The sequence below is a fragment of the Streptomyces sp. NPDC014882 genome (genome assembly GCF_043081325.1).
GTDB lineage: Bacteria > Actinomycetota > Actinomycetes > Streptomycetales > Streptomycetaceae > Streptomyces.
This window is the reverse complement of record NZ_JBIBWL010000002.1, coordinates 455260-476707: the sequence shown is the minus strand read 5'-3', so window position 1 is coordinate 476707 and position 21448 is coordinate 455260. Positions and strand designations below refer to the sequence as shown.

At 72.3% G+C, this 21448-nt stretch carries 16 protein-coding genes; 8 read left to right on the top strand and 8 right to left on the bottom strand.

Annotated elements, in window-relative coordinates:
* Window positions 1-126 precede the first annotated feature (126 nt).
* Genes ACF09K_RS06635 through ACF09K_RS06625 form a run of 3 tightly spaced genes read right to left on the bottom strand, consistent with a single transcriptional unit; the run spans window position 127 to window position 4779 of the window.
* Entirely contained in the window at window positions 127-2076 is a 1950-nt protein-coding gene (locus tag ACF09K_RS06635) for a substrate-binding domain-containing protein (protein ID WP_392241397.1), read from the bottom strand.
* Window positions 2066-3631: a sugar ABC transporter ATP-binding protein gene (locus ACF09K_RS06630; protein WP_392241396.1), complete on the bottom strand. Its 1566-nt coding sequence runs from the start codon at window positions 3629-3631 to the stop codon at window positions 2066-2068. Before ACF09K_RS06630 ends, ACF09K_RS06635 begins: the two co-directional genes overlap by 11 nt.
* Window positions 3628-4779: a LacI family DNA-binding transcriptional regulator gene (locus ACF09K_RS06625; protein WP_392241395.1), complete on the bottom strand. Its 1152-nt coding sequence runs from the start codon at window positions 4777-4779 to the stop codon at window positions 3628-3630. The genes ACF09K_RS06630 and ACF09K_RS06625 overlap by 4 nt, the downstream gene beginning before the upstream one ends.
* Window positions 4780-5023: 244 nt before the next feature.
* On the opposite strand from ACF09K_RS06625, the gene ACF09K_RS06620 reads away from it, so the two are divergent.
* Both ACF09K_RS06620 and ACF09K_RS06615 read left to right on the top strand, forming a co-directional pair.
* Complete coding sequence (locus ACF09K_RS06620) at window positions 5024-7291, top strand: ATP-dependent RecD-like DNA helicase (RefSeq protein ID WP_392241394.1); 2268 nt, start codon at window positions 5024-5026, stop codon at window positions 7289-7291.
* Window positions 7292-7489: 198 nt separating this feature from the next.
* Entirely contained in the window at window positions 7490-8788 is a 1299-nt protein-coding gene (locus ACF09K_RS06615) for a citrate synthase (protein WP_392241393.1), read from the top strand.
* Between the two features lie 966 nt (window positions 8789-9754).
* On the opposite strand, the gene ACF09K_RS06610 is transcribed toward ACF09K_RS06615, so the two are convergent.
* Both ACF09K_RS06610 and ACF09K_RS06605 read right to left on the bottom strand, forming a co-directional pair.
* The gene (locus tag ACF09K_RS06610) at window positions 9755-9994 is read right to left on the bottom strand and encodes a heavy-metal-associated domain-containing protein (protein ID WP_392241392.1); all 240 of its coding nucleotides are present in this window, start codon (window positions 9992-9994) and stop codon (window positions 9755-9757) included.
* Between the two features lie 121 nt (window positions 9995-10115).
* Complete coding sequence (locus tag ACF09K_RS06605) at window positions 10116-10787, bottom strand: TetR/AcrR family transcriptional regulator (protein WP_392241391.1); 672 nt, start codon at window positions 10785-10787, stop codon at window positions 10116-10118.
* A 174-nt stretch (window positions 10788-10961) separates the two neighbouring features.
* On the opposite strand from ACF09K_RS06605, the gene ACF09K_RS06600 reads away from it, so the two are divergent.
* Complete coding sequence (locus tag ACF09K_RS06600) at window positions 10962-13175, top strand: MMPL family transporter (protein WP_392241390.1); 2214 nt, start codon at window positions 10962-10964, stop codon at window positions 13173-13175.
* A gap of 111 nt (window positions 13176-13286) precedes the next feature.
* Entirely contained in the window at window positions 13287-14330 is a 1044-nt protein-coding gene (locus ACF09K_RS06595; protein ID WP_392241389.1) for a zinc-dependent alcohol dehydrogenase family protein, read from the top strand.
* Here the strand turns inward: ACF09K_RS06595 and ACF09K_RS06590 are convergent.
* From ACF09K_RS06590 to ACF09K_RS06580, 3 genes are all read right to left on the bottom strand, one after another.
* Complete coding sequence (locus tag ACF09K_RS06590) at window positions 14311-14892, bottom strand: GNAT family N-acetyltransferase (protein ID WP_392241388.1); 582 nt, start codon at window positions 14890-14892, stop codon at window positions 14311-14313. The two genes, ACF09K_RS06595 and ACF09K_RS06590, sit on opposite strands and share 20 nt — an antisense overlap.
* Window positions 14893-14991: 99 nt before the next feature.
* Window positions 14992-15189, bottom strand: a complete 198-nt coding sequence (locus ACF09K_RS06585; protein WP_392241387.1) for a helix-turn-helix transcriptional regulator — start codon at window positions 15187-15189, stop codon at window positions 14992-14994.
* A 357-nt stretch (window positions 15190-15546) separates the two neighbouring features.
* Window positions 15547-16464 carry a sugar phosphate isomerase/epimerase family protein gene (locus ACF09K_RS06580; protein WP_392241386.1) on the bottom strand — a complete coding sequence of 306 codons (918 nt, stop codon included), beginning with the start codon at window positions 16462-16464 and terminating at the stop codon, window positions 15547-15549.
* 124 nt (window positions 16465-16588) lie between these two features.
* On the opposite strand from ACF09K_RS06580, the gene iolC reads away from it, so the two are divergent.
* The 4 genes from iolC (at window position 16589) to iolD (ending at window position 21436) form a co-directional block, all read left to right on the top strand.
* A complete protein-coding gene (gene iolC / locus ACF09K_RS06575; protein WP_392241385.1) occupies window positions 16589-17539 on the top strand; it encodes a 5-dehydro-2-deoxygluconokinase in 951 nt (316 codons plus the stop codon).
* Window positions 17540-17655: 116 nt separating this feature from the next.
* Window positions 17656-18531, top strand: coding sequence for a deoxyribose-phosphate aldolase (locus ACF09K_RS06570; protein ID WP_392241639.1), 876 nt, complete (start codon window positions 17656-17658; stop codon window positions 18529-18531).
* A 209-nt stretch (window positions 18532-18740) separates the two neighbouring features.
* Window positions 18741-19562: a 5-deoxy-glucuronate isomerase gene (iolB, locus tag ACF09K_RS06565; RefSeq protein ID WP_392241384.1), complete on the top strand. Its 822-nt coding sequence runs from the start codon at window positions 18741-18743 to the stop codon at window positions 19560-19562.
* The gene (gene iolD / locus ACF09K_RS06560; RefSeq protein ID WP_392241383.1) at window positions 19559-21436 is read left to right on the top strand and encodes a 3D-(3,5/4)-trihydroxycyclohexane-1,2-dione acylhydrolase (decyclizing); all 1878 of its coding nucleotides are present in this window, start codon (window positions 19559-19561) and stop codon (window positions 21434-21436) included. Before iolB ends, iolD begins: the two co-directional genes overlap by 4 nt.
* Window positions 21437-21448 lie beyond the last annotated feature (12 nt).

The window sequence follows — 21448 nt, the reverse complement described above, 5'->3', positions numbered from 1 at the left end:
GTGGTGGTGTTTGGCGCACTTTCTACCCCCCGGGCTTCGGGGTAATTGGTGTTAGTGGCGGGGGGGGGGGGGGGCGGCGGGCCCGGGGCCCCCGCCCCCCCCCCCGCCCCGCCCGCTTGCCGAATGTCAGCCGCCGAAGCCGGCCACGTTCTCCTTCGTGACCACCTTCACCGGCACCTTCACCAGGTCCGCGACCTTCTCGCCCCGCAGCGCCTTGAGCGCGTTGTCCACGGCGATCCTGCCCAGCTCCGAGGGCTGCTGCGCCACGGACGCGTACAGCGTGCCGTTCCCGACCGCGGTCAGGCCGTCCGGCGTGCCGTCGAAGCCGACGACCTGGACGGACTTTCCGGCCTTGGAGCCGAGCGCCTTGATCGCGCCGAGCGCCATCTCGTCGTTGGCGGCGATGACGCCCTGGACGTCCGGGTGGGCCTGGAGCAGGTTCGACATCACGTCGAGGCCCTTGGTGCGGTCGAAGTCGGCCGGCTGCTGGGCCAGCACCTGGATGCCGGGGTAGGCCTTCAGGCCCTTGGCGAAGCCCTCGGCGCGCTCGCGGGCCGCGGAGGTGCCCGCCTGGCCCTGGAGGATCACGATCCTGCCGGTGCCGCCGAGCTTCTCGGCGACGGTCCGGGCGGCGAGTTCACCGCCGGACACGTTGTCGGAGGCCACGAGGGTGTCCGGGGTCGCCTTGTTGACGCCGCGGTCGACCGCGACGACCGGGATCTCCGCCTTGTCGGCGGCGCGCACGGCCGGACCGGCCGCGTCGGAGTCCACCGGGTTGACGACGATCGCGTCGTAGCCGGAACTGGTGAAGTTCTGCAGCTGGTTGGCCTGCTGCGAGGCGTCGTTCTGCGCGTCGGTGACGGTCAGGTCGACGCCCAGCTTCTTCGCCTCGGCCTTCGCGCCCGACTGGATCTGCACGAAGAACGGGTTGTTGAGGGTGGACAGCGCCAGCCCGACCTTCGGCCGCGCCGTCGAGGAGGTGCCGCCGTGCAGGAAGGAGGTCGCGCCGACCACGGCCACGGTGACGACCGCGGCGAGCCCGTACGTCGCCGCCTGCCGGCCCTTGCCGCCGCCCGTCCCGGCGGCCGCCGGGGTCGCCCCGGCCTTGCGCCGCACGGTGTCCAGCAGCACGGCCAGCGCGATGACGACACCGATGACGACCTGCTGCCAGAACGCGGACACCGACAGCAGGTTGAGGCCGTTGCGCAGCACGGCGAGGATCAGCGCGCCGATCAGGGTGCCGGACGCCTTGCCCGTGCCGCCCGCGAGGGAGGCGCCGCCGATGACGACCGCGGCGATCGCGTCCAGCTCGTAGCCGTCGGCGGCCTGCGGCTGCGCGGAGGACAGGCGGGCGGCGAGCACGACGCCCGCCGCGGCCGCGAACACGCCCGACAGCGCGTAGATGGCGAGCTTCTGCTTCTTCACCCGCAGGCCGGACAGGCGCGCGGCCTCCTCGTTGCCGCCGATGGCGTACATCGAGCGGCCGATGTAGGTGCGGCCCAGGACGAACGCGGCGATCAGGCCCATGACGACCATGACCAGCACGGGCACCGGCAGCCAGCCGCCGAGCGTGTCCCCGAGGTGCGAGACGGAGTCGGGGAAGGCGATCGGCGAGCCCTCGGAGATCACCAGCGACAGACCGCGCGCCACCGACAGCATGGCGAGCGTCGCGATGAACGGCGGCAGCTTGCCGTAGGCGATGAGGAAACCGTTCACCAGGCCGGCCGCGATGCCGGTGGCGACGGCCAGCACGACCGCGAGGACGACCGGCACGCCGTGCGAGGTGGCGCTCCAGGCGAGGACGGTGGCCGACAGCGCCGCCACCGAGCCGACCGACAGGTCGATGCCCGCCGAGACGATCACGAAGGTCACGCCGAAGGCGAGGATGGCGGTCACGGCCGCCTGGACACCCACGTTGAGCAGGTTGTCCGTGGTGAGGAAGTCGCCCGACAGCGCCGACATGGCGATGACGAGGACGATGAGCGCGGTGAGCGCCCCGTTGTCGAGCAGCAGGCGGCGCACCGCCGCGGCGCCGCCACCGGCGCCCGTCGTGCTCTTGAGCGTGTCAGCGGCCACGGCCGGCCTCCACTTCAGTGGTCGTAGGGGTGGTAGGGGTCGAGGTCGGGGGCGGGGTCGGGGGCGTGGGGGTGCTCACGGCGAGTGCCATCACCGCGTCCTGGGTGGCCTCGCCCGCCGGGAGCTCGCCGGCGATCCGGCCCTGGGCCATCACCAGCACCCGGTCGCTCATGCCGAGCACCTCGGGCAGGTCGCTGGAGATCATCAGGACGGCGGCCCCGGCGGCCGTCAGCTCGTTGATCAGCTGGTAGATCTCCACCTTGGCGCCGACGTCGATGCCGCGCGTCGGCTCGTCGAGGATCAGCACCCTGGTGTCCGCCAGGAGCCACTTGCCGATGACGACCTTCTGCTGGTTGCCGCCGGACAGCGTGCGCACCTGCTGGCCGAGCCCGGCCATGCGCACGCCGAGCTGCCCGGCGATGCGGCCCGCCGCCTCGTGCTGCCCCTTGAGGTCGACGAGCCCGGCACGGCTGGCCGAACGCAGGGTCACCAGGCCGAGGTTCTCCTCGACGGAGGCGTCCAGCACCAGCCCCTGCCCCTTGCGGTCCTCCGGCACGAGCCCGATCCCCGCGGCCATGGCCGCCGGCACGTCGTGGCGGGGCAGCCGCGTGCCCGCCACCCGCACGGCTCCGCGGTCGTAGGGGTCCGCCCCGAAGACGGCCCGTACGACCTCCGTACGGCCCGCGCCGACCAGGCCCGCCACGCCGACGACCTCGCCGGCCCGCACCTCGAAGCTGACGTCGTGGAAGACGCCGTCCCGCGTCAGCCCCTCGACGGACAGCAGGGCGGCGCCGGCCTCGGCGCGCTCCCGCGGGTACTGCTGCTCGATGGAACGGCCCACCATCAGCCGTACGAGTTCGTCCTCGGGCGTGGACGCCGGGACCTGTCCGACGCTCCGGCCGTCCCGGATGACCGTGACCCGGTCGCCCAGCGCCGCGATCTCCTCCAGGTGGTGGGTGATGAACACGATGCCCACGCCGTCCTCGCGCAGCCTGCGCACGATGGCGAAGAGCTTCTCGACCTCCTCGGAGGTGAGCACGGCCGTCGGCTCGTCCATGATCAGCACGCGCGCGTCGAGGCTCAGTGCCTTGGCGATCTCGACCATCTGCAGGCGCGCGATGCCCAGTTCCCGCACCCGCGCACGCGGCGACACGGTGACGCCGACCCGCTCCAGCAGGACGGCGGCCTCGGCCTCCATCCGCCTGCGGTCGATCATCCCGAACCGGCGCGGCTGGCGCCCCAGGAAGATGTTCTCGGCGACCGTCAGGTCGGGGACGAGGTTGAACTCCTGGTAGATGGTGGCGATCCCGAGGCGTTCGGAGTCCTGCGCCCCGTGGATGCGCACCTCCTCGCCGCCGGCGAGGATCCGCCCGGCGTCGGGCGTGTAGGCGCCGGAGAGCATCTTGATGAGGGTGCTCTTGCCCGCGCCGTTCTCACCGAGCAGCACGTGCACCTCGCCCCGCCGCAGGTCGAAGTCGACGCTGTCGAGCGCGACCACCCCGGGGAAGGTCTTGCGTATGCCTTCGATGCGCAGCAACTCGTCCGCGTTGCTCACGACTGGCTCCTGTTCCTGGCTGAGTTCTCGCCGCTTCCGGTGTTGCTGCCGCTGCCGCTGCCGCTGCCGCTGCCGTCGGTGCCGGTGCCGGTGCCGGTGTCGCATGTCCCGGTCGTCTCGTTCACCCCGGCCGTCCCGCCCGTCTCGCCTGTCTCGTCCGTCTCGCCGCACGAGCGGCGTACGACCAGACGGGCGGGGAGGGTGACGGACCGCGGGGTCCGCCCCTCGATCCGGTCGACCAGCGCGCGGACGGCCGCGCGCCCCAGCTCGCCCGTCGGCTGGGCGACGGCGGTGACCGGGGGATCGGTGTGCACGAACCACGGGATGTCGTCGAACGCGGCGAGTGCGATGTCGTCCGGAACCCGCAGCCCACGCGCGCGTACGGCGTCCAGCGCGCCCAGCGCCATCAGGTTGTCGGCGGCGAACACGACCTCGGGCGGCTCGGGCAGGTCGAGGAAGCCCTCGGTGACCCGCCGCCCGCTCTCGGCCTGGAAGTCGCCCTGCCCGATGTAGGCGTCCGGGAGGTCGATGCCGCACGCGCCCAGAGCCTCGCGGAACGCCTCGACGCGCTCGCTGCCGGTGGTGGTGGCGGCCGGGCCCGCGATGATCGCGAGCCGGCGGTGCCCCAGCCGGTGCAGGTGCGCCACCAGGTCCCGTACGGCGGCCCGGCCGTCGGCCCGGACGACCGGCACGTCCACGCCCGGTATCCACCGGTCGACGAACACCATCGGGGTCCCCGCGCGCGCGGCCTCCAGCATCAGCGGCGAGCCGCCGTCGGTGGGGGAGACGAGGAGACCGTCGATCCGGCGGTCCAGCAGGGTCCGTACGTGGTGGTCCTGGAGGTCGGGCCGCTCGTCGGCGTTGCCGATGATGACGCTGTAGCCGAGGGCGCGGGCCTCCTCCTCGACGGAGCGGGCCAGCTCGGTGAAGTAGGGGTTCATCACGTCGCTGATGACCAGCCCGAGGGTGCGGGTCTGGTCGGTGCGCAGCGACCTGGCGACGGCGTTCGGGCGGTAGCCCAGGGCCTCGACGGCGGCCAGCACGCGCGTGCGTGCGTCTTCGCTGACCGACGGATGGTCGTTCAGGACACGCGACACCGTGGCGACGGAGACGCCCGCCCCGGCCGCGACGTCCTTGATGCTCGCCATCGCCGCTCCACCTCCTTGTGGAATCGTTTACATGTGCGTCACGGAGGATTGGAAACGATTACACGGGTGGCGCGCAAGACCCCGAGACCGGATCGTGACGTCGGCTCCGCGGCGCGGCCGCCGCGTCCCGGCCACCGGAACGGCCCGCCGGGACCGGACCCGTCCGGCGCGGGCGCCCGTCCGGACGCCCCCTCGGTCCCGGACGGGTGCCCGTGATGTCACACCGCGGCGCTACCGTCGGATCATGTCCACTCAGGCGGGAGCCCCCCGGGCGGAGGAACGGCGGCCGGCCGTACTCGAAGGCGTGCTGGAGCGCATCACGTATGCGAACGAGGAGAACGGCTACACGGTCGCCCGCGTCGACACCGGCCGGGGCGCCGGTGACCTCCTGACGGTCGTCGGTGCCCTGCTCGGCGCCCAGGTCGGCGAGTCCCTGCGGATGGAGGGCCGCTGGGGCTCCCACCCGCAGTACGGCAAGCAGTTCACGGTCGAGAACTACACGACCGTGCTGCCCGCCACCATCCAGGGCATCCGCCGCTACCTGGGATCAGGACTGGTCAAGGGCATCGGCCCGGTCTTCGCCGACCGCATCACCCAGCACTTCGGCATGGACACCCTGAGGATCATCGAGGAGGAGCCGAAACGCCTGATCGAGGTGCCCGGCCTCGGCCCGAAGCGCACGAAGAGGATCGCCGACGCCTGGGAGGAGCAGAAGGCGATCAAGGAGGTCATGCTCTTCCTCCAGACCGTCGAGGTGTCCACGTCGATCGCGGTCCGCATCTACAAGAAGTACGGCGACGCCTCCATCTCCGTCGTCAAGAACCAGCCCTACCGGCTCGCCGCCGACGTCTGGGGCATCGGCTTCCTCACCGCCGACCGGATCGCCCGGTCCGTCGGCATCCCGCACGACAGCCCGGAGCGCGTCAAGGCGGGCCTGCAGTACGCGCTGTCCCAGTCCAGCGACCAGGGCCACTGCTACCTGCCCGAGGAGCGCCTGATCGCCGACGCGGTCAAGCTGTTGCAGGTCGACACCGGCCTCGTCATCGAGTGCCTCGCCGAACTCGCGGCGCCCCCGGAGGAGGGCGAGGACCCCGGCGTCGTACGCGAGAGGCTTCCCGGCCCGGACGGCAGCCCGGAACCCGTCACGGCGGTCTACCTGGTCCCCTTCCACCGGGCCGAACTCTCCCTCTCCGCCCAGTTGCTGCGCCTCCTGCGCACCGGCGAGGACCGCATGCCGGGCTTCCGTGACGTGGCGTGGGACAAGGCGCTGTCCTGGCTGCGCGGCCGTACCGGCGCCGACCTCGCCCCTGAGCAGGAGGCCGCCGTCAAGCTCGCGTTGACCGAGAAGGTCGCCGTCCTCACCGGCGGGCCCGGCTGCGGCAAGTCCTTCACGGTCCGTTCGATCATCGAACTGGCCCGCGCCAGGAAGGCCAAGGTGGTGCTCGCCGCCCCCACCGGCCGCGCCGCCAAACGCCTGGCCGAGCTGACCGGTGCCGAGGCCTCCACCGTCCACCGCCTGCTCGAACTGAAGCCCGGCGGCGACGCGGCGTACGACCGCGACCGCCCGCTGGACGCCGACCTGGTGGTCGTCGACGAGGCCTCGATGCTGGACCTGCTGCTGGCCAACAAGCTGGTGAAGGCGGTCCCGCCGGGCGCCCACCTCCTCTTCGTCGGTGACGTCGACCAGCTCCCCAGCGTCGGCGCCGGCGAGGTGCTGCGCGATCTGCTGGCCGACGGCGGCCCGATCCCCGCCGTGCGTCTGACGCGCGTCTTCCGCCAGGCCCAGCAGTCCGGCGTGGTGACCAACGCGCACCGGATCAACGCGGGCCGGCCCCCGGTCACCGACGGCATGAAGGACTTCTTCCTCTTCGTCGAGGACGACACGGAGGAGGCGGGCCGGCTCACGGTCGACGTGGCGGCCCGCCGCATTCCGGCCAGGTTCGGCCTCGACCCCCGCCGGGACGTACAGGTCCTCGCGCCCATGCACCGCGGCCCGGCCGGCGCCGGCGCCCTCAACGGGCTGCTCCAGCAGGCCATCACCCCCGGCCGGCCCGACGTCCCCGAGAAGCGGTTCGGCGGCCGCGTCTTCCGCGTCGGCGACAAGGTCACCCAGATCCGCAACAACTACGACAAGGGGGAGAACGGCGTCTTCAACGGCACGGTGGGCGTGGTCACTTCGCTCGATCCGGTCGACCAGCGCCTCACCGTGCGCACCGACGAGGACGAGGAGGTGCCCTACGACTTCGACGAGCTGGACGAGCTGGCCCACGCCTACGCGGTGACGATCCACCGCTCCCAGGGCAGCGAGTATCCCGCCGTGGTGATCCCCGTCACCACCGGAGCATGGATGATGCTCCAGCGGAACCTTCTGTATACGGCCGTCACCCGCGCCAAGGGGCTGGTCGTCCTCGTCGGCTCCCGCAAGGCGATCGGCCAGGCGGTGCGCACGGTGTCGGCGGGCCGCCGCTGCACCGCCCTGGACTTCCGGCTCGCGGGCGGGCACGAAAAATGATCGATCAAATGAGTCACGAAGGTCACAGAGCTCTTCCGCAACCGTGACGGAGGCGGCAGGATGAGCAAGTTGGCGGCACTGAGTGCCGTGGATAAGCCCAATGGCCGACCCCGAGTGCACTCTCCTGCGCCAAATGGGGGATGGTAGAGAAAGTCAGGGCAACCTCGAAGAAGAGGCACAACGTCGGTGAGGGATGACGTGAGCGAGCACACCAACAACGCTGTAGTACTGCGGTACGGCGACGGCGAGTACACCTACCCGGTGATCGACAGCACCGTCGGCGACAAGGGCTTCGACATCGGGAAGCTTCGCGCCCAGACCGGTCTCGTGACCCTGGACAGCGGCTACGGCAACACCGCCGCCTATAAATCCGCCATCACCTACCTCGACGGCGAGCAGGGCATCCTCCGGTACCGCGGCTACCCGATCGAGCAGCTGGCCGAGCGGTCGACCTTCCTCGAGGTCGCGTACCTCCTGATCAACGGCGAGCTGCCGACCGTCGACGAGCTCACCGTCTTCAAGAACGACATCACGCAGCACACCCTGCTGCACGAGGACGTCAAGAACTTCTACCGCGGCTTCCCGCGCGACGCCCACCCGATGGCCATGCTGTCCTCGGTGGTCTCCGCGCTGTCCACGTTCTACCAGGACAGCCACAACCCGTTCGACGAGAAGCAGCGCAACCTCTCCACGGTCCGCCTGCTCGCCAAGCTTCCGACGATCGCGGCCTACGCCTACAAGAAGTCGGTCGGCCACCCGTTCGTCTACCCGCGCAACGACCTCGGCTACGTCGAGAACTTCCTGCGCATGACCTTCTCGGTCCCCGCGCAGGAGTACGACCTGGACCCGGTCGTCGTCTCCGCGCTCGACAAGCTGCTGATCCTGCACGCGGACCACGAGCAGAACTGTTCGACGTCCACGGTCCGCCTGGTCGGCTCCTCGCAGGCCAACATGTTCGCGTCGATCTCGGCCGGCATCAACGCCCTGTGGGGCCCGCTGCACGGCGGCGCCAACCAGTCCGTCCTGGAGATGCTCGAGGGCATCCAGGCCAACGGCGGCGACGTCGACTCCTTCATCCGCAAGGTGAAGAACAAGGAGGACGGCGTCCGCCTGATGGGCTTCGGCCACCGGGTGTACAAGTCCTTCGATCCGCGCGCGAAGATCATCAAGGCCGCGGCCCACGACGTCCTCTCCGCCCTCGGCAAGTCCGACGAGCTGCTGGACATCGCGCTCAAGCTGGAGGAGCACGCGCTCTCCGACGACTACTTCGTCTCGCGCAACCTCTACCCGAACGTCGACTTCTACACCGGCCTGATCTACCGGGCCATGGGCTTCCCGACCGAGATGTTCACGGTCCTGTTCGCCCTCGGCCGGCTGCCGGGCTGGATCGCCCAGTGGCACGAGATGATCAAGGAGCCGGGCTCCCGCATCGGCCGCCCGCGTCAGATCTACACCGGTGTGGTCGAGCGCGACTTCGTCCCGGTCGAGGAGCGCTGACACCTGTCGTGCGGGGCACCTTTCCCGGGTGCCCCAGTGCCCGGGTCGTGCGGGCGCGTGGCCAAGGGGCTGTCCGAAAGGGCGGCCCCGTACCCGCCCCGCGGCGCGAGGGCGCGGGACGCCTCAGGGCCCGGCCGGCATGAAGCCCCGCAGGCATGAAGAAGGCGCCCTGGTGCGTCGGTCCCCCCACGGGCCGACGACCAGGGCGCCTTCCCATGTCCCGGTGCGGATTCCCCCCACGGGATCCGGCCGGGCGTCTGGAGGACACAGCGCCTGAATTCGCTGATGCCGTATGTGATTGTCGTGCGGCGGGAGGTGAGCGGGACGAGCGGGACTCGTCGTACTCCTGCCGTGTGATGCTCCTGCCGTGTGCGGTCTGCCGGGACAGCGCACGCTGGGAGGGCCGCTCAAAGCTTCCCGGTGTGCGTGCCCCGGCAACGCATCTCTGGAGAAGTCCCCCAAGACATCCCCAGATGTCAGTCCGCGCCCCCCAAGACGCTTCCCGACATCGCCAACTTAGACCGTCGCACCCCTTCGATGGTTACGTTCACATCACTGTGATCTGTGTCTCTTGCGTATGTCCCGTTAGATGCGCAAGAGCCCGGATACGGCGATCGGGGCCCATGCGTAAGGATGATGCGCGAGCCTTGTGAAGAGCTTATGTGAGGCTCGCGCCGGACTCCAGGGGGACCGTGGTCTCGACTTGGTCCTAATCGCCGGTAACTTCCGGGCACTTCGCACCGGGTCCGTGAAGCGTCCGCGGCGCACTTCGCACCGCGCCGGTGAGACGTCCGCGGCCGCGAACCGTTCTTCACCGCGAACGCGGACGAGGAGGCCGTCCCCGCCCCGGCGGGCACCGGGTTGAGCGGCCGTGGGGGTGCTGGACGCGTCCGTGGCTCCAGGGAGCGGAACGGGCCGTGTCCGGCCGGTGTCCACCGGTCGGCACGGCCCGCTGTCGGGGACGTCTCAGGCGCGGCCGGCCAGCTCGAAGCCGGCCTCGTCGACGGCGGCGCGCACGGCCTCGTCGTCCAGCGCGGCGGCGGAGACGACGGTGACCTCGCCGGTGGAGGCGACGGCCTTCACCGAGGTGACGCCGGGAAGCCCGGAGATCTCGCCGGAGACGGCGCCCTCGCAGTGACCGCAGCTCATGCCGCTCACCTTGTAGACGGCGGTGACGGTTCCCGGAGTGTCGGTGTGGGCGGTCATCTCGTTACTCCTCGTCGAGGCGGGTGGGGTGAGTGGCCGGCAGCGGACCTGGCCTGCCGTGGGTCGGCCTGGGTCGGCCGGGGTGGCCCCCGAGGGCCTCCACTTCGCCCAGGTTATACCCCTAGGGGGTATTCCCCAAAGGCGCCCCGCCGTGACCGGAGCGTCCGCCGGTCAGCGGTTCCAGGTAGCGGACGAGGGCGTTCTTCAGCTCCTGGACGTACGCCTCCCGCTCGGCGCCCTCGTGGGCGAGGATCAGCTCCAGGCCCGCCTTGTAGATGCCCAGGGACATCCGGGCGGTGCGGGAGAGGTCGGCGGGGGAGACGTCGGGCAGCAGCGAGGAGAGCAGGCCCTCGATCCGGGTGAGCAGGGTGACGTGCAGCGCGTCGTGCTCCTCGGCGATGCGGCCGGGGATGTCGGGGCCGTGCATGAGGGTGAAGAACACCGGGTGGTCGCAGTTGAAGGCGATGAACCGGTCGACGGCCGCGCGGACGGCCTCCTCCAGCGGGGTCGCGGGGTCCACCGGGGCGAGTGCCTCGCCGTAGGCGTCGCGCATCTCGTGCATCAGCCGGTCGCCCAGCTCGATGGCGATCGCTTCCTTGTTCGGGAAGAACTGGTAGAGCGTCCCGGGGGAGACCCCGGCCTCGCGGGCGATCGCGTTGGTGCTCGCGGCCGTGTAGCCGGTGGTGCAGAAGACGGAGGCGGCGGCCTCGAGGAGTTGGGCGATCCGGCGCTCGCCGCGGGCCTGGCGGCGGCGCGGCTGTTCCTTCGCCTGGTTCTCGGCGGTTTCGGGCACGAGTTTTCCCCAGCTATCCGAACGCGATTGACAAACGCGAGTGGTCGCTCGCATTCTGATCCCAGTGAAACGCGAGCGATGTCTCGTGTTTGCCAGTCTATGGCAGTGGTGACCCATGCTGCCTGCTCACGTCGGCACGGGTCACGTCCAATCATGGTGAGGGGACACCGCACGATGACCGAAGTCAACCGTCCGCCGCGGGTCGGGGGCTGGACCCGCTTCGTGACCGCCCGGCCCGGGCTGTCACTGCTCGCCGCCCTGGTGCTGACCGTGCTCGCGGTGCTGGCGGGCAGCGGGGTCGCCGGCAAACTGGGCAGCGGCGGCTGGGAGGACCCGGACGCCGAGTCCACCTACGCGACCGAGGCCCTGGAGCGCGAGTTCCCCGACTCCCAGCCCAATCTGCTGCTGCTCGTCGGCTCCGGCCGCGCCTCGGTCGACGACCCGGCCGTCACCGCCGAGGCCACCCGCCTCGCGGAGCGGCTGTCCGCCGAGAAGGGCGTCGTGGGCGTCGGCTCCTACTGGCAGACCAAGGCGCTCGCCCTGCGCGCGGAGGACGGCCACGAGGCGGTGATCGCCGCCCGCATCACGGGCGACGAGAAGACCATGGGCGAGACCCTCGACCGCATCGCCCCCTCCTACCGCGGCACCCAGGGGCCACTGGAGGTCAGGGTCGGCGGCATCGTGGCCGTGCGGCACGAGATGCAGACGATCATCCAGGAGGACCTCACCCGCGCCGAGCTCATCGCCCTGCCGGTCACGCTGGTGCTGCTGGTGATGGTCTTCGGCAGCGCGGTCGCCGCCCTGCTGCCGCTCGGCATCGGCATCGTCGCCATCCTCGGGACCAACGCGGTCCTCGCCGGCCTCACGGAGTTCACCGACGTCTCCGTCTTCGCGATGAACCTCACGACCGCCCTCGGTCTCGGCCTCGCCATCGACTACGCCCTGTTCATCGTCCGCCGCTTCCGCGAGGAACTCTCCGGCGGCGCCGACCCGGCGGCCGCCATCGGCACCACCCTGCGCACGGCCGGCCGCACCGTGCTGTTCTCCGCCCTCACGGTCGCGGTCTCGCTGGCCGCGATGCTCGTCTTCCCCCAGTACTTCCTGCGCTCCTTCGCCTACGCCGGCATCGCGGTCGTCCTGCTGGCCGCGGCCGCCGCGCTGATCCTGCTCCCGGCGGCCCTGGTCCTGCTCGGCCACCGGGTCGACTCCCTCGACCTGCGCCGCCTGTTCCAGCGCGGGCGGGCGAAGGACGCCGCCCCCGGCCCGGACGCCGGCACGGCCTGGGGGCGCGCGGCGACCCTCGTCATGCGCCGCGCCCCCTTCTTCGCGCTGGGCACGACGGCCGTCCTCGTCCTGCTCGGACTGCCCTTCCTGGGCGTGAAGTTCGGCACCGCCGACGACCGTCAGCTGCCCTCCTCCGCCGAGTCCCACGTCGTGCAGCAGCACATCAGGGACGGCTTCCCCGGCAGCCCCGGCGGCGGCCTGGAGGTCCTCGCCGAGGGCAGGGCCACGCCGGCCGAGTACGCCGCCTACAAGGAGCGCGTCGCCGCTCTCCCGGGAGTCGCCCGCGTGGACGGCCCGCTGGTGCACGGCGACGCGGCCTACTTCACGGTGCAGCCCGAGGGCGAGGCCGTCGACGCCGCCGCCCAGCGGCTGGTGGGCGACCTGCGCGCCACCGAGGCCCCCTTCGACACCAAGGTGACCGGCGCCGCCGCCGTGCTGGTCGACTCCAAGGACGCGATAGGCGGCCGGCTTCCCCTGGCGGCGGTCTTCATCACCGTGGTCACCCTGCTCCTGGTGTTCCTCCTGACCGGCAGCGTGCTGATACCGGTCCAGGCCGTCCTGCTCAACGCGCTCAGTCTGACCGCGATGTTCGGCGCCGTGGTGTGGGTCTTCCAGGACGGCCACCTCTCCGGCCTGCTCGGCTTCACCGGCACCGGCTCCATCGAGACGACCCTGCCGGTCCTGATGTTCTGCGTGGCCTTCGGCCTCTCCATGGACTACGGCGTGTTCCTGCTCTCCCGCATCAAGGAGGAGCACGACCGCAGCGGCGACCACGAGGGGGCGGTCCGGCTGGGCCTCCAGCGCACGGGCGGTCTCATCACGGCGGCGGCGGTCATCCTGGCCGTGGTGATGGTCGCGATCGGCACCTCCCGGGTCACCAACACCAAGATGCTCGGCCTGGGCATCGCCCTCGCGGTCCTGATGGACGCGATGGTCGTCCGCAGCCTGCTCGTCCCGGCCATCATGCGCCTCACCGGCAGGGCCACCTGGTGGGCGCCGGCCCCGCTGCGCAGGTTCCACCAGCGGTTCGGCCTCAGCGAGGGAGAGCCGGCCCCGACCGCGGCACCGGCCCCGGAACCGGACGCGGTGGGGGCGCGCGGCTAGGGCGTGCTGCGAAACCCCGTACGTCGGGGCGGTGGGACCGGGCGTTAGCGTTCACGGTGATCTCCCCCGCGCAGCGGGCGGCGGTGACCGGGACGGTGGAAGGAGCCGCACATGCGGGCTGTGGTGTTCGAGCGGTACGGGGAGCCGGCCGAGGTCCGGGAGGTGCCCGACCCGCGGCCCGCGGACCACGGCGTGGTGGTCCGCGTCGAGGCCACCGGCCTGTGCCGCAGCGACTGGCACGGCTGGATGGGCCACGACCCGGACATCAGCCTGCCGCACGTCCCGGGCCACGAACTCGCCGGCGTCGTCGAGGCGACCGGCGCCCGCGTCACCCGGTGGAGCCGGGGCGACCGGGTGACCGTGCCCTTCGTGTGCGGCTGCGGCAGCTGCCCGTCCTGCGCGGCGGGCGATCACCAGGTCTGCGAGCGCCAGACCCAGCCCGGCTTCACCCACTGGGGCTCCTTCGCCCAGTACGTGGCGCTGGACCACGCCGACGTGAACCTGGTCGCGATCCCCGGCGACCTGTCCTACGCCACCGCAGCCGGCCTCGGCTGCCGGTTCGCCACCGCGTTCCGGGCGGTCGTCCAGCAGGGCCGGGTCGCGGCGGGGGAGTGGGTGGCCGTGCACGGGTGCGGCGGGGTGGGCCTGTCCGCGGTGATGATCGCGGCGGCCTCGGGAGCGCGGGTCGTCGCCGTGGACGTCGCCCCGAAGGCCCTGGAGCTGGCGCGGGCGTTCGGAGCGGCCGCGTGCGTGGACGCGCGGGAGACCCCGGACACCGCCGCGGCGGTCCGGGAACTGACCGGCGGCGGGGCGCACCTCTCCCTCGACGCTCTCGGTTCCCCCGCCACCTGCGCCGCCTCGGTGAACGGTCTGCGCCGCCGCGGCCGGCACGTCCAGGTCGGCCTGCTGCCCTCGGCGGACGGCACGACTCCCGTCCCCCTGGCCCGCGCCATCGCCCTGGAGCTGGAACTGCTCGGCAGCCACGGCATGGCCGCCCACACCTACCCCCCGATGCTGGAGCTGGTCCGGGCGGGCGTGCTCCGGCCCGACCTGCTGGTGACGTCCGCGATCGCCCTGGACGCCGTACCGGACGCGCTGGCGGCGATGGGGACGGCGCCGGCCGCCGGGGCCACGGTCATCGAGCCGTGGCGGTGAGGGCGGCCCACTCCCGGTCCAGGAGCGCCATCAGCACCTCGTCCACCCAGCCCCCGTCCCGCGGCGCGGCCTCCCGCCGCACGCCCTCCACCACGAATCCGACCTTCTCGTAGACGCGCCGGGCCCGGGGGTTGTCGCCGTACAGCTCCAGCTGGATGCGGTGCAGGCCCAGGCGCCCGAAGCCGTGGCCGACGATCAGGCGGGTCGCCTCGGTGCCCAGCCCGCGGTCGCGGCCCCGGGGACCGATCAGGGTGCGGAAGGTGCAGGTGCGGGAGTGCGCGTCGTACTCGTGGAGGACCACCTCGCCGACGAGTTCGCCGGTGGCCCGGTCGGTGACGGCGAGGTCGAGGCGGTCGGGCTGCGCGGAGCGCGTGGCGTACCAGGAGCGCAGCCGCTCCAGGGTGAGTTCGCCGTCGGCCGGGAAGGTGAAGCGGACGACCTCGGGATCCCCGATGATCTCCCACATGGTCTCGGCGTCGGCTCCGGTGAACGGCCGCAGCACGGTCGTCTCGCCGGTGAGCAGGGGTTTGACGGAGAAGCCGGAGGGGGCGGAGAGGTCCATGCACGGCACTGTGCCCCACCCGAGGGTGGGGCACGGAACGGTTTTCCGGTGGGGCACGGGACGGCCGGTCCCGTCCGGAAGGGTTCCCCGGGCGGGCGGTCAGTCCCGGCGGCCCCGGTTTCCGGGCCGGGCGGCGACCCAGGTGCGGACGGTGTCGGCGTACCAGTAGGGCTTGCCGGCCTCCACGTGGTCGGGCGGGGGAAGCAGTCCGTGCTTGCGGTAGGACCGCACGGTGTCCGTCTGCACCTTGATGTGTGCCGCGATCTCCTTGTAGGACCAGAGCCTTCGGTCGGTCATGAGAGGCACCTCCGTGCGCGTGCGGGGCGGCGGCCGGGAGGCCGCCGGGGGGAGCCCGGCGCTGCGCTGGCGATCACCAGGCCTGTGCCCGCTCAACGACGCACGGTGACAGAGGGGAAGCGGCTGTGGGCAGCGTGCGACGGGGTGTGGACGCAGTCGCGACATCGGTGACGGGAGGCGGACTTTCGTGACGTGAGTGTCACAAAAGAACCCAAGAGGTGCGGGGGGCGGGAAGGCCGCGCCCGGCGGCCTCAGCCCCTGCGCTCCTTCACCCCTCCGCTCCTGCGCCCTGCGCTCCTCCACCCCTCCGCCCCTGCGTCCTCCGCCCCGCCCCGCTCCTGCTCCGTCCGCGGCCGCCTACGCCCCGCAGGACCGCAGGAAGGCCCGGGTCCGCCGGGCGATGGGCAGCGGCGCGTCCGGCTCGCACGGGTACATGTCCTGCTCCACGATCGCGAACAGGTCGACGTCCAGCTTCCGCGCGGCCTCCAGCACGGGCCCCAGGGCCGGCACCCCCGAGGGCGGCTCGCACATCACCCCGCGCGCGACGGCCGGCCCGAAGGGCACCTCCTCCTCCCGCACCTGCGCGAGGATCTCCGGGTCGACCTGCTTGAGGTGCAGGTACCCGATCCGCTCCCCGTAGGTCTCGATCAGCTTGACGCTGTCACCGCCGCAGTAGGCGTAGTGCCCGGTGTCCAGGCACAGGGACACCAGACCGGAGTCGGTGCCGTCCAGGAACCGGACGACGTTCTCCTCGCTGTCGATGTGGGTGTCGGCGTGCGGGTGGACCACGATCCGCAGCCCGTACCGCTCCCGTACCTGCCGGCCGAGCCGCTCGGTCAGCGAGGTGAGGTCGCGCCACTGCCCCGGCGTGAGCGTGTCCGGCTCCAGCACCTCGCCGGTCTTGTCGTCCCGCCAGAAGGACGGGATGACCACCAGGTGCCGGGCCCCCATGGCCTGCGCGAGCGCCGCGTTGTCGGCGACGTGCGCCCAGGTCTTCTCCCACACGGCCTCGCCGTGGTGCAGCCCCGTGAACACCGTGCCGGCCGACACCTTCAGGCCGCGCCTCGCGGTCTCCTCGGTGAGGACGGCGGGATCGGTCGGCAGGTAGCCGTAGGGGCCGAGTTCGATCCACTCGTAGCCGGAGAGCGCGACCTCGTCGAGGAAGCGCTGCCAGGGCACCTGCCGCGGATCGTCCGGGAACCAGACGCCCCAGCTGTCGGGGGCCGAACCGACCCGGATGCGGGAGAGTGAGGGCTGAGGTGACAACGACGTCATGGCCGTCAGCGTGCGGTCGTACCGCGGAGCTGTCAAGGGCTGGTCCGAATGTCCGGACAAAATATTGACAGGGTCCGTCGTACGGGACTAGAAAGCCGTGGAGAGCCGATACGAAGGGAACTCGATGGCCTACGACCTGATCACCATGGGGCGGATCGGAGTGGACCTCTACCCGTTGCAGACGGGCGTGCCGCTGTCGCGGGTCACGTCCTTCGGGAAGTTCCTCGGCGGCTCCGCCACCAACGTCGCGGTCGCCGCCGCCCGCCTCGGCCGGGACGCCGCGGTGATCACCCGCACCGGCGACGACCCCTTCGGCGCCTACCTCCACGAGGCCCTGCGCGACTTCGGCGTCGACGACCGCTGGGTGACCCCGGTCCCCGGCCTGCCGACCCCCGTCACCTTCTGCGAGGTCTTCCCCCCGGACGACTTCCCGCTCTACTTCTACCGCCTGCCCAAGGCGCCCGACCTGGAGATCGACGCCCACGACCTCGACCTCGACGCCGTCCGCGAGGCCCGCGTCTTCTGGGTCACCGGCACCGGCCTGAGCGAGGAACCCAGCCGTACGGCGACGCTGGCCGCCCTCGCGCACCGCGCCAAGGCCGGCATCACGGTGTTCGACCTCGACTGGCGGCCCATGTTCTGGTCCGACCCGGACGCGGCCCGCCCCTTCTACGCCGAGGCCCTGAAGCACGCCACCGTCGCCGTGGGCAACCTGGACGAGGTGGAGGTCGCCACCGGGGTGCGCGACCCGCACGCCGCCGCCCGCGCCCTCCTCGACGCCGGAGTCGAACTCGCCGTCGTCAAGCAGGGCCCCGAGGGCGTCCTGGCCCTCGACAGCGCGGGCGGGCGTGCCGAGGTCCCGCCGCTGCCCGTACGCGTCCTCAACGGCCTCGGGGCCGGCGACGCCTTCGGGGGCTCCCTCTGCCACGGCCTGCTCGCGGGCTGGGACCTGGAGAAGACCGTGCGCCACGCCAACGCCGCCGGCGCCATCGTCGCCTCCCGTCTGGAGTGCTCCTCGGCCATGCCGACGCCCGCCGAGATCGAAGCGGCGCTCGCCGCCGGAGCGGTGCGGTGAGGGCGGCCCGCGGGGGAGCGACCCCACCCCCGGACACCGACCCCGCAGCCGCAGCCGCGCCCACAACCACGACCGTCCCCACCCCCACCCCCGCCGCCCCTGCCACCCCCACCCCCATCGACGTCTCCGAACTGGTCCGCCTGCGCGCCCACCGCCCCGAGGCGGTCGCCGAGGCCGCCGCCCGCCGCACCCGCCGCCCGCTCGTCGACGGGACCGACCGGCTGATGATCGTCGCCGCCGACCACCCGGCCCGCGGCGCGCTCGGCGTCGGCGACCGCAAGCTGGCCATGGCCAACCGTGCCGACCTGCTGGAGCGCCTCTGTCTGGCGCTCGCCAGACCCGGCGTGGACGGCGTCCTCGCGACCGCCGACATCCTCGACGACCTGCTCCTCCTCGGCGCCCTCGACGGCAAGGTCGTCATGGGCTCGATGAACCGCGGCGGCCTCCAGGGCGCCCGCTTCGAACTCGACGACCGCTTCACCGGCCACCGCGCCGAGGACATCGAGCGGCTCGGGTTCGACGCGGGCAAGCTGCTCCTGCGCATCGACTACGACGACCCGGGCTCGCTCACCACCCTGGAGTCCACCGCCCGCGCGATCGACGCCATGGCGGCCCGTCGGCTGCCCGTCTTCGTCGAGCCGTTCATCAGCCGGCGCGCCCCGGACGGAAAACTGGCCAACGACCTCTCCGCCGAGGCCGTCACCAGGTCGATCGCGATCGCCTCCGGCCTGGGCGGCACCTCCGCCTACACCTGGCTGAAGGTCCCGGTCACCGACGACCCCGACGACATGGCCGAGGTCATGGCGACCTCCACGCTCCCCGCCGTCCTGCTGGGCGGCGAGGTGGGCGACGACCAGGACGGCGCGTACGAGAAGTGGCGCGGGGCGCTGCGGCTCCCCACCGTTCGGGGCCTGGTGGTCGGCCGTTCGCTGCTCTACCCGGCGGACGGCGACGTGGCCGCCGCCGTGGACACCGCCGTGGGCCTGCTGTGACGGCCGCACGGGGTGCGGGTACCGCGGGGAACACGACGGCCGCGTGGTCCTCGGGCACTGCGGACAACACGACGGCCACATGGCCCCCGGGTGCCGCGGACAACACGACGGCCGCGTGCTCCCCGGGCGCCGCGGGGAACACGACGGCGCGAGGAGTGTGAGGGACGCGTGACGAGGAGTGTGAGGGGCGCGTGAACAGTGAGGGCCGCATGAACGACCGGTTGTACGTTCCGCACGGCAGTACCGCCGATCCGCACCACGTGCTCGACATCGGCCCCGAGCGGGCCGGCTGGACGCACAGCAGTCTGCGGATCGTCGAGCTGCCGCCGGGCGGCACCCACGTCCTCACCACCGGCGACAGCGAGTGGATCGTGCTTCCGCTGGACGGTGGATGTACCGTGCGCACAGCCGACGAAGAGTTCCAACTCCTGGGCAGGGAAAGCGTGTTCGCGTCGGTCACCGACTTCGCGTACGTTCCCCGCGACGCCCGGGTCCAGATCGCCTCCGGCGCGGGAGGCCGCTTCGCCCTGGCAGGAGCGAAGTGCGAGCGCCAACTCCCCGCCCGCTACGGCCCCGCGCCGGAGGTCCCCGTCGAGGAACGCGGCAGCGGCGGCTGCGCCCGCCTGGTGCGCAACTTCGCCTCCGCCGACGCCTTCGAGTGCGACCGGCTGATCGCCGTCGAGGTCGTCACCCCCGGCGGCAACTGGTCCTCGTACCCGCCGCACAAGCACGACGAGCACCGGCCGGGCGAGGAGTCGGAGCTGGAGGAGATCTACTACTTCGAGATCGACGGCCCCGACGGCTTCGGCTACCAGCGCGTGTCCCCCTCGCGCGAGGGCGGCTCCGACGTCCTCGCCGAGGTCCGCTCCGGCGACGCCGTCCTGGTCCCCGACGGCTGGCACGGCCCCTCGATCGCCCAGCCCGGCCACACCATGTACTACCTCAACGTCATGGCCGGACCCGGCGAGACCCGGGAGTGGCGGATCTGCTTCCACCCGGCCCACACCGCGACCACCGGGGGTTACCGATGACCACCAGGCTCACCGTGGCCCAGGCACTGGTGCGCTTCCTCGCCGCCCAGTACACCGAGCGCGACGGCGTACGGCGCCGGCTGATCGGCGCGACCTGGGGCGTCTTCGGCCACGGCAACGTCGCCGGCCTCGGCCAGGCGCTCGTCGAGTACGCCGACGAGATGCCCTACCACCAGGGCCGCAACGAGCAGTCGATGGTGCACGCGGCGGTCGGCTACGCCCGCCAGTCCAACCGGCTCTCCACGCACGCGGTGACCACCTCCATCGGCCCCGGCGCGACCAACCTGGTCACCGGGGCCGCCCTGGCGACCGTCAACCACCTCCCGGTCCTCCTCCTGCCCGGCGACACCTTCGCGACCCGCGTCGCCGACCCCGTCCTCCAGCAGCTCGAGGTCCCCTACGCGGGCGACGTGTCGGTCAACGACGCGCTGCGCCCGGTGTCGAGGTACTTCGACCGCGTCACCCGCCCCGAGGCCCTGATCCCGGCCGCCCTCCAGGCGATGCGGGTGCTGACGGACCCGGTGGAGACCGGCGCGGTCACCCTCGCGCTGCCCCAGGACGTCCAGGCCGAGGCCCACGACTGGCCCGAGGAGTTCTTCGCCGAACGCGTCTGGGCCGTACGGCGTCCGGGCGCGGACCCCGGCGAACTCGCCGAGGCGGTCACCGCGATCCGCGCGGCGGAGCGCCCCCTGCTCGTCGCCGGCGGCGGCGTCCACCACAGCCGCGCCGAGGAGGCCCTCGCCGAGTTCGCCGCCGCCACCGGCATCCCCGTCGCCTCCACCCAGGCCGGCAAGGGCTCGCTGCGCCACGACCACCCCCAGGACGTCGGCGGCGTCGGCCACACCGGCACCGCGACGGCCGACGACCTGGCCCGCACCGCCGACCTGGTGATCGGCGTCGGCACCCGCTGGACCGACTTCACCACGGCCTCGGGCACCCTCTTCGGCCACCCGGGCGTCCGCTTCCTCAACCTGAACATCGCGCCCCACGACGGCCACAAGCTCGCCGGACGGCCGCTCGTCGCGGACGCCCGCAGCGGCCTCCAGGAACTGACCGAGGCCCTCGGCATGCACGGCCACCGCGTCGCGGACGCCTACCTCGCCGAGTACACCGGGGGCAAGGAACGCTGGGAACGGCGCGTCGATGCCTGCTACGCGGCCGAGGAGCCCGACGCGCTCCCGACGCAGCCGCAGGTGCTCGGCGCGCTGGACGCGGTCGTCGACGGGTCGGACGTGATCATCAACGCGGCCGGCTCGCTCCCCGGCGACCTGCACAAGCTGTGGCGGGCCCGCTCGCGCGACCAGTACCACCTGGAGTACGGCTACTCCTGCATGGGCTACGAGATCCCGGCCGCGATCGGCGTCAAGCTCGCCGCGCCCGACCGGCCGGTGTGGGCGCTGGTCGGCGACGGCACCTACCTGATGATGCCGACGGAGATCGTCACGGCCGTGCAGGAGGGGATCGCGATCAAGGTCCTGCTCGTGCAGAACCACGGCTACGCCTCCATCGGCGGCCTGTCGGAGGAGACCGGCGGCGAGCGCTACGGCACCGCCTACCGCTACCGGGCCGACGACGGGACGTTCACCGGCGCCCCGCTCCCCGTCGACCTCGCCGCCAACGCGGCCAGCCTCGGCATGCGCGTCCTGCGCGCGAGCACCGTCCGCGAGCTGCGCGAGGCCCTCGCCGAGGCGCGCGCCGCCGACACTCCCACTTGTGTCTACGTCGAGACCCGAACGGCAGACACAGTGTCGGGCGCGCCCCCGGCGCAGGCCTGGTGGGATGTACCTGTGGCCGAGACCGCGACCCGAGCGTCCGCGGTGAAGGCCCGCGAGCTGTACGAACGGCACGTCTCGACCCGACGCCGCCATCTGTGAAGGAGCACTCGG

Bases quoted from the DNA above. Each gene is read 5' to 3' on its own strand.
- ACF09K_RS06620 (WP_392241394.1), top strand. From the start codon at position 5,024: ATGTCCACTCAGGCGGGAGCCCCCCGGGCGGAGGAACGGCGGCCGGCC.
- ACF09K_RS06580 (WP_392241386.1), bottom strand. From the start codon at position 16,464: ATGACGTCGTTGTCACCTCAGCCCTCACTCTCCCGCATCCGGGTCGGT.
- iolB (WP_392241384.1), top strand. From the start codon at position 18,741: ATGAACGACCGGTTGTACGTTCCGCACGGCAGTACCGCCGATCCGCAC.
- ACF09K_RS06585 (WP_392241387.1), bottom strand. From the start codon at position 15,189: ATGACCGACCGAAGGCTCTGGTCCTACAAGGAGATCGCGGCACACATC.
- ACF09K_RS06595 (WP_392241389.1), top strand. From the start codon at position 13,287: ATGCGGGCTGTGGTGTTCGAGCGGTACGGGGAGCCGGCCGAGGTCCGG.
- iolD (WP_392241383.1), top strand. From the start codon at position 19,559: ATGACCACCAGGCTCACCGTGGCCCAGGCACTGGTGCGCTTCCTCGCC.
- iolC (WP_392241385.1), top strand. From the start codon at position 16,589: ATGGCCTACGACCTGATCACCATGGGGCGGATCGGAGTGGACCTCTAC.
- ACF09K_RS06610 (WP_392241392.1), bottom strand. From the start codon at position 9,994: ATGACCGCCCACACCGACACTCCGGGAACCGTCACCGCCGTCTACAAG.
- ACF09K_RS06590 (WP_392241388.1), bottom strand. From the start codon at position 14,892: ATGGACCTCTCCGCCCCCTCCGGCTTCTCCGTCAAACCCCTGCTCACC.
- ACF09K_RS06625 (WP_392241395.1), bottom strand. From the start codon at position 4,779: ATGGCGAGCATCAAGGACGTCGCGGCCGGGGCGGGCGTCTCCGTCGCC.
- ACF09K_RS06600 (WP_392241390.1), top strand. From the start codon at position 10,962: ATGACCGAAGTCAACCGTCCGCCGCGGGTCGGGGGCTGGACCCGCTTC.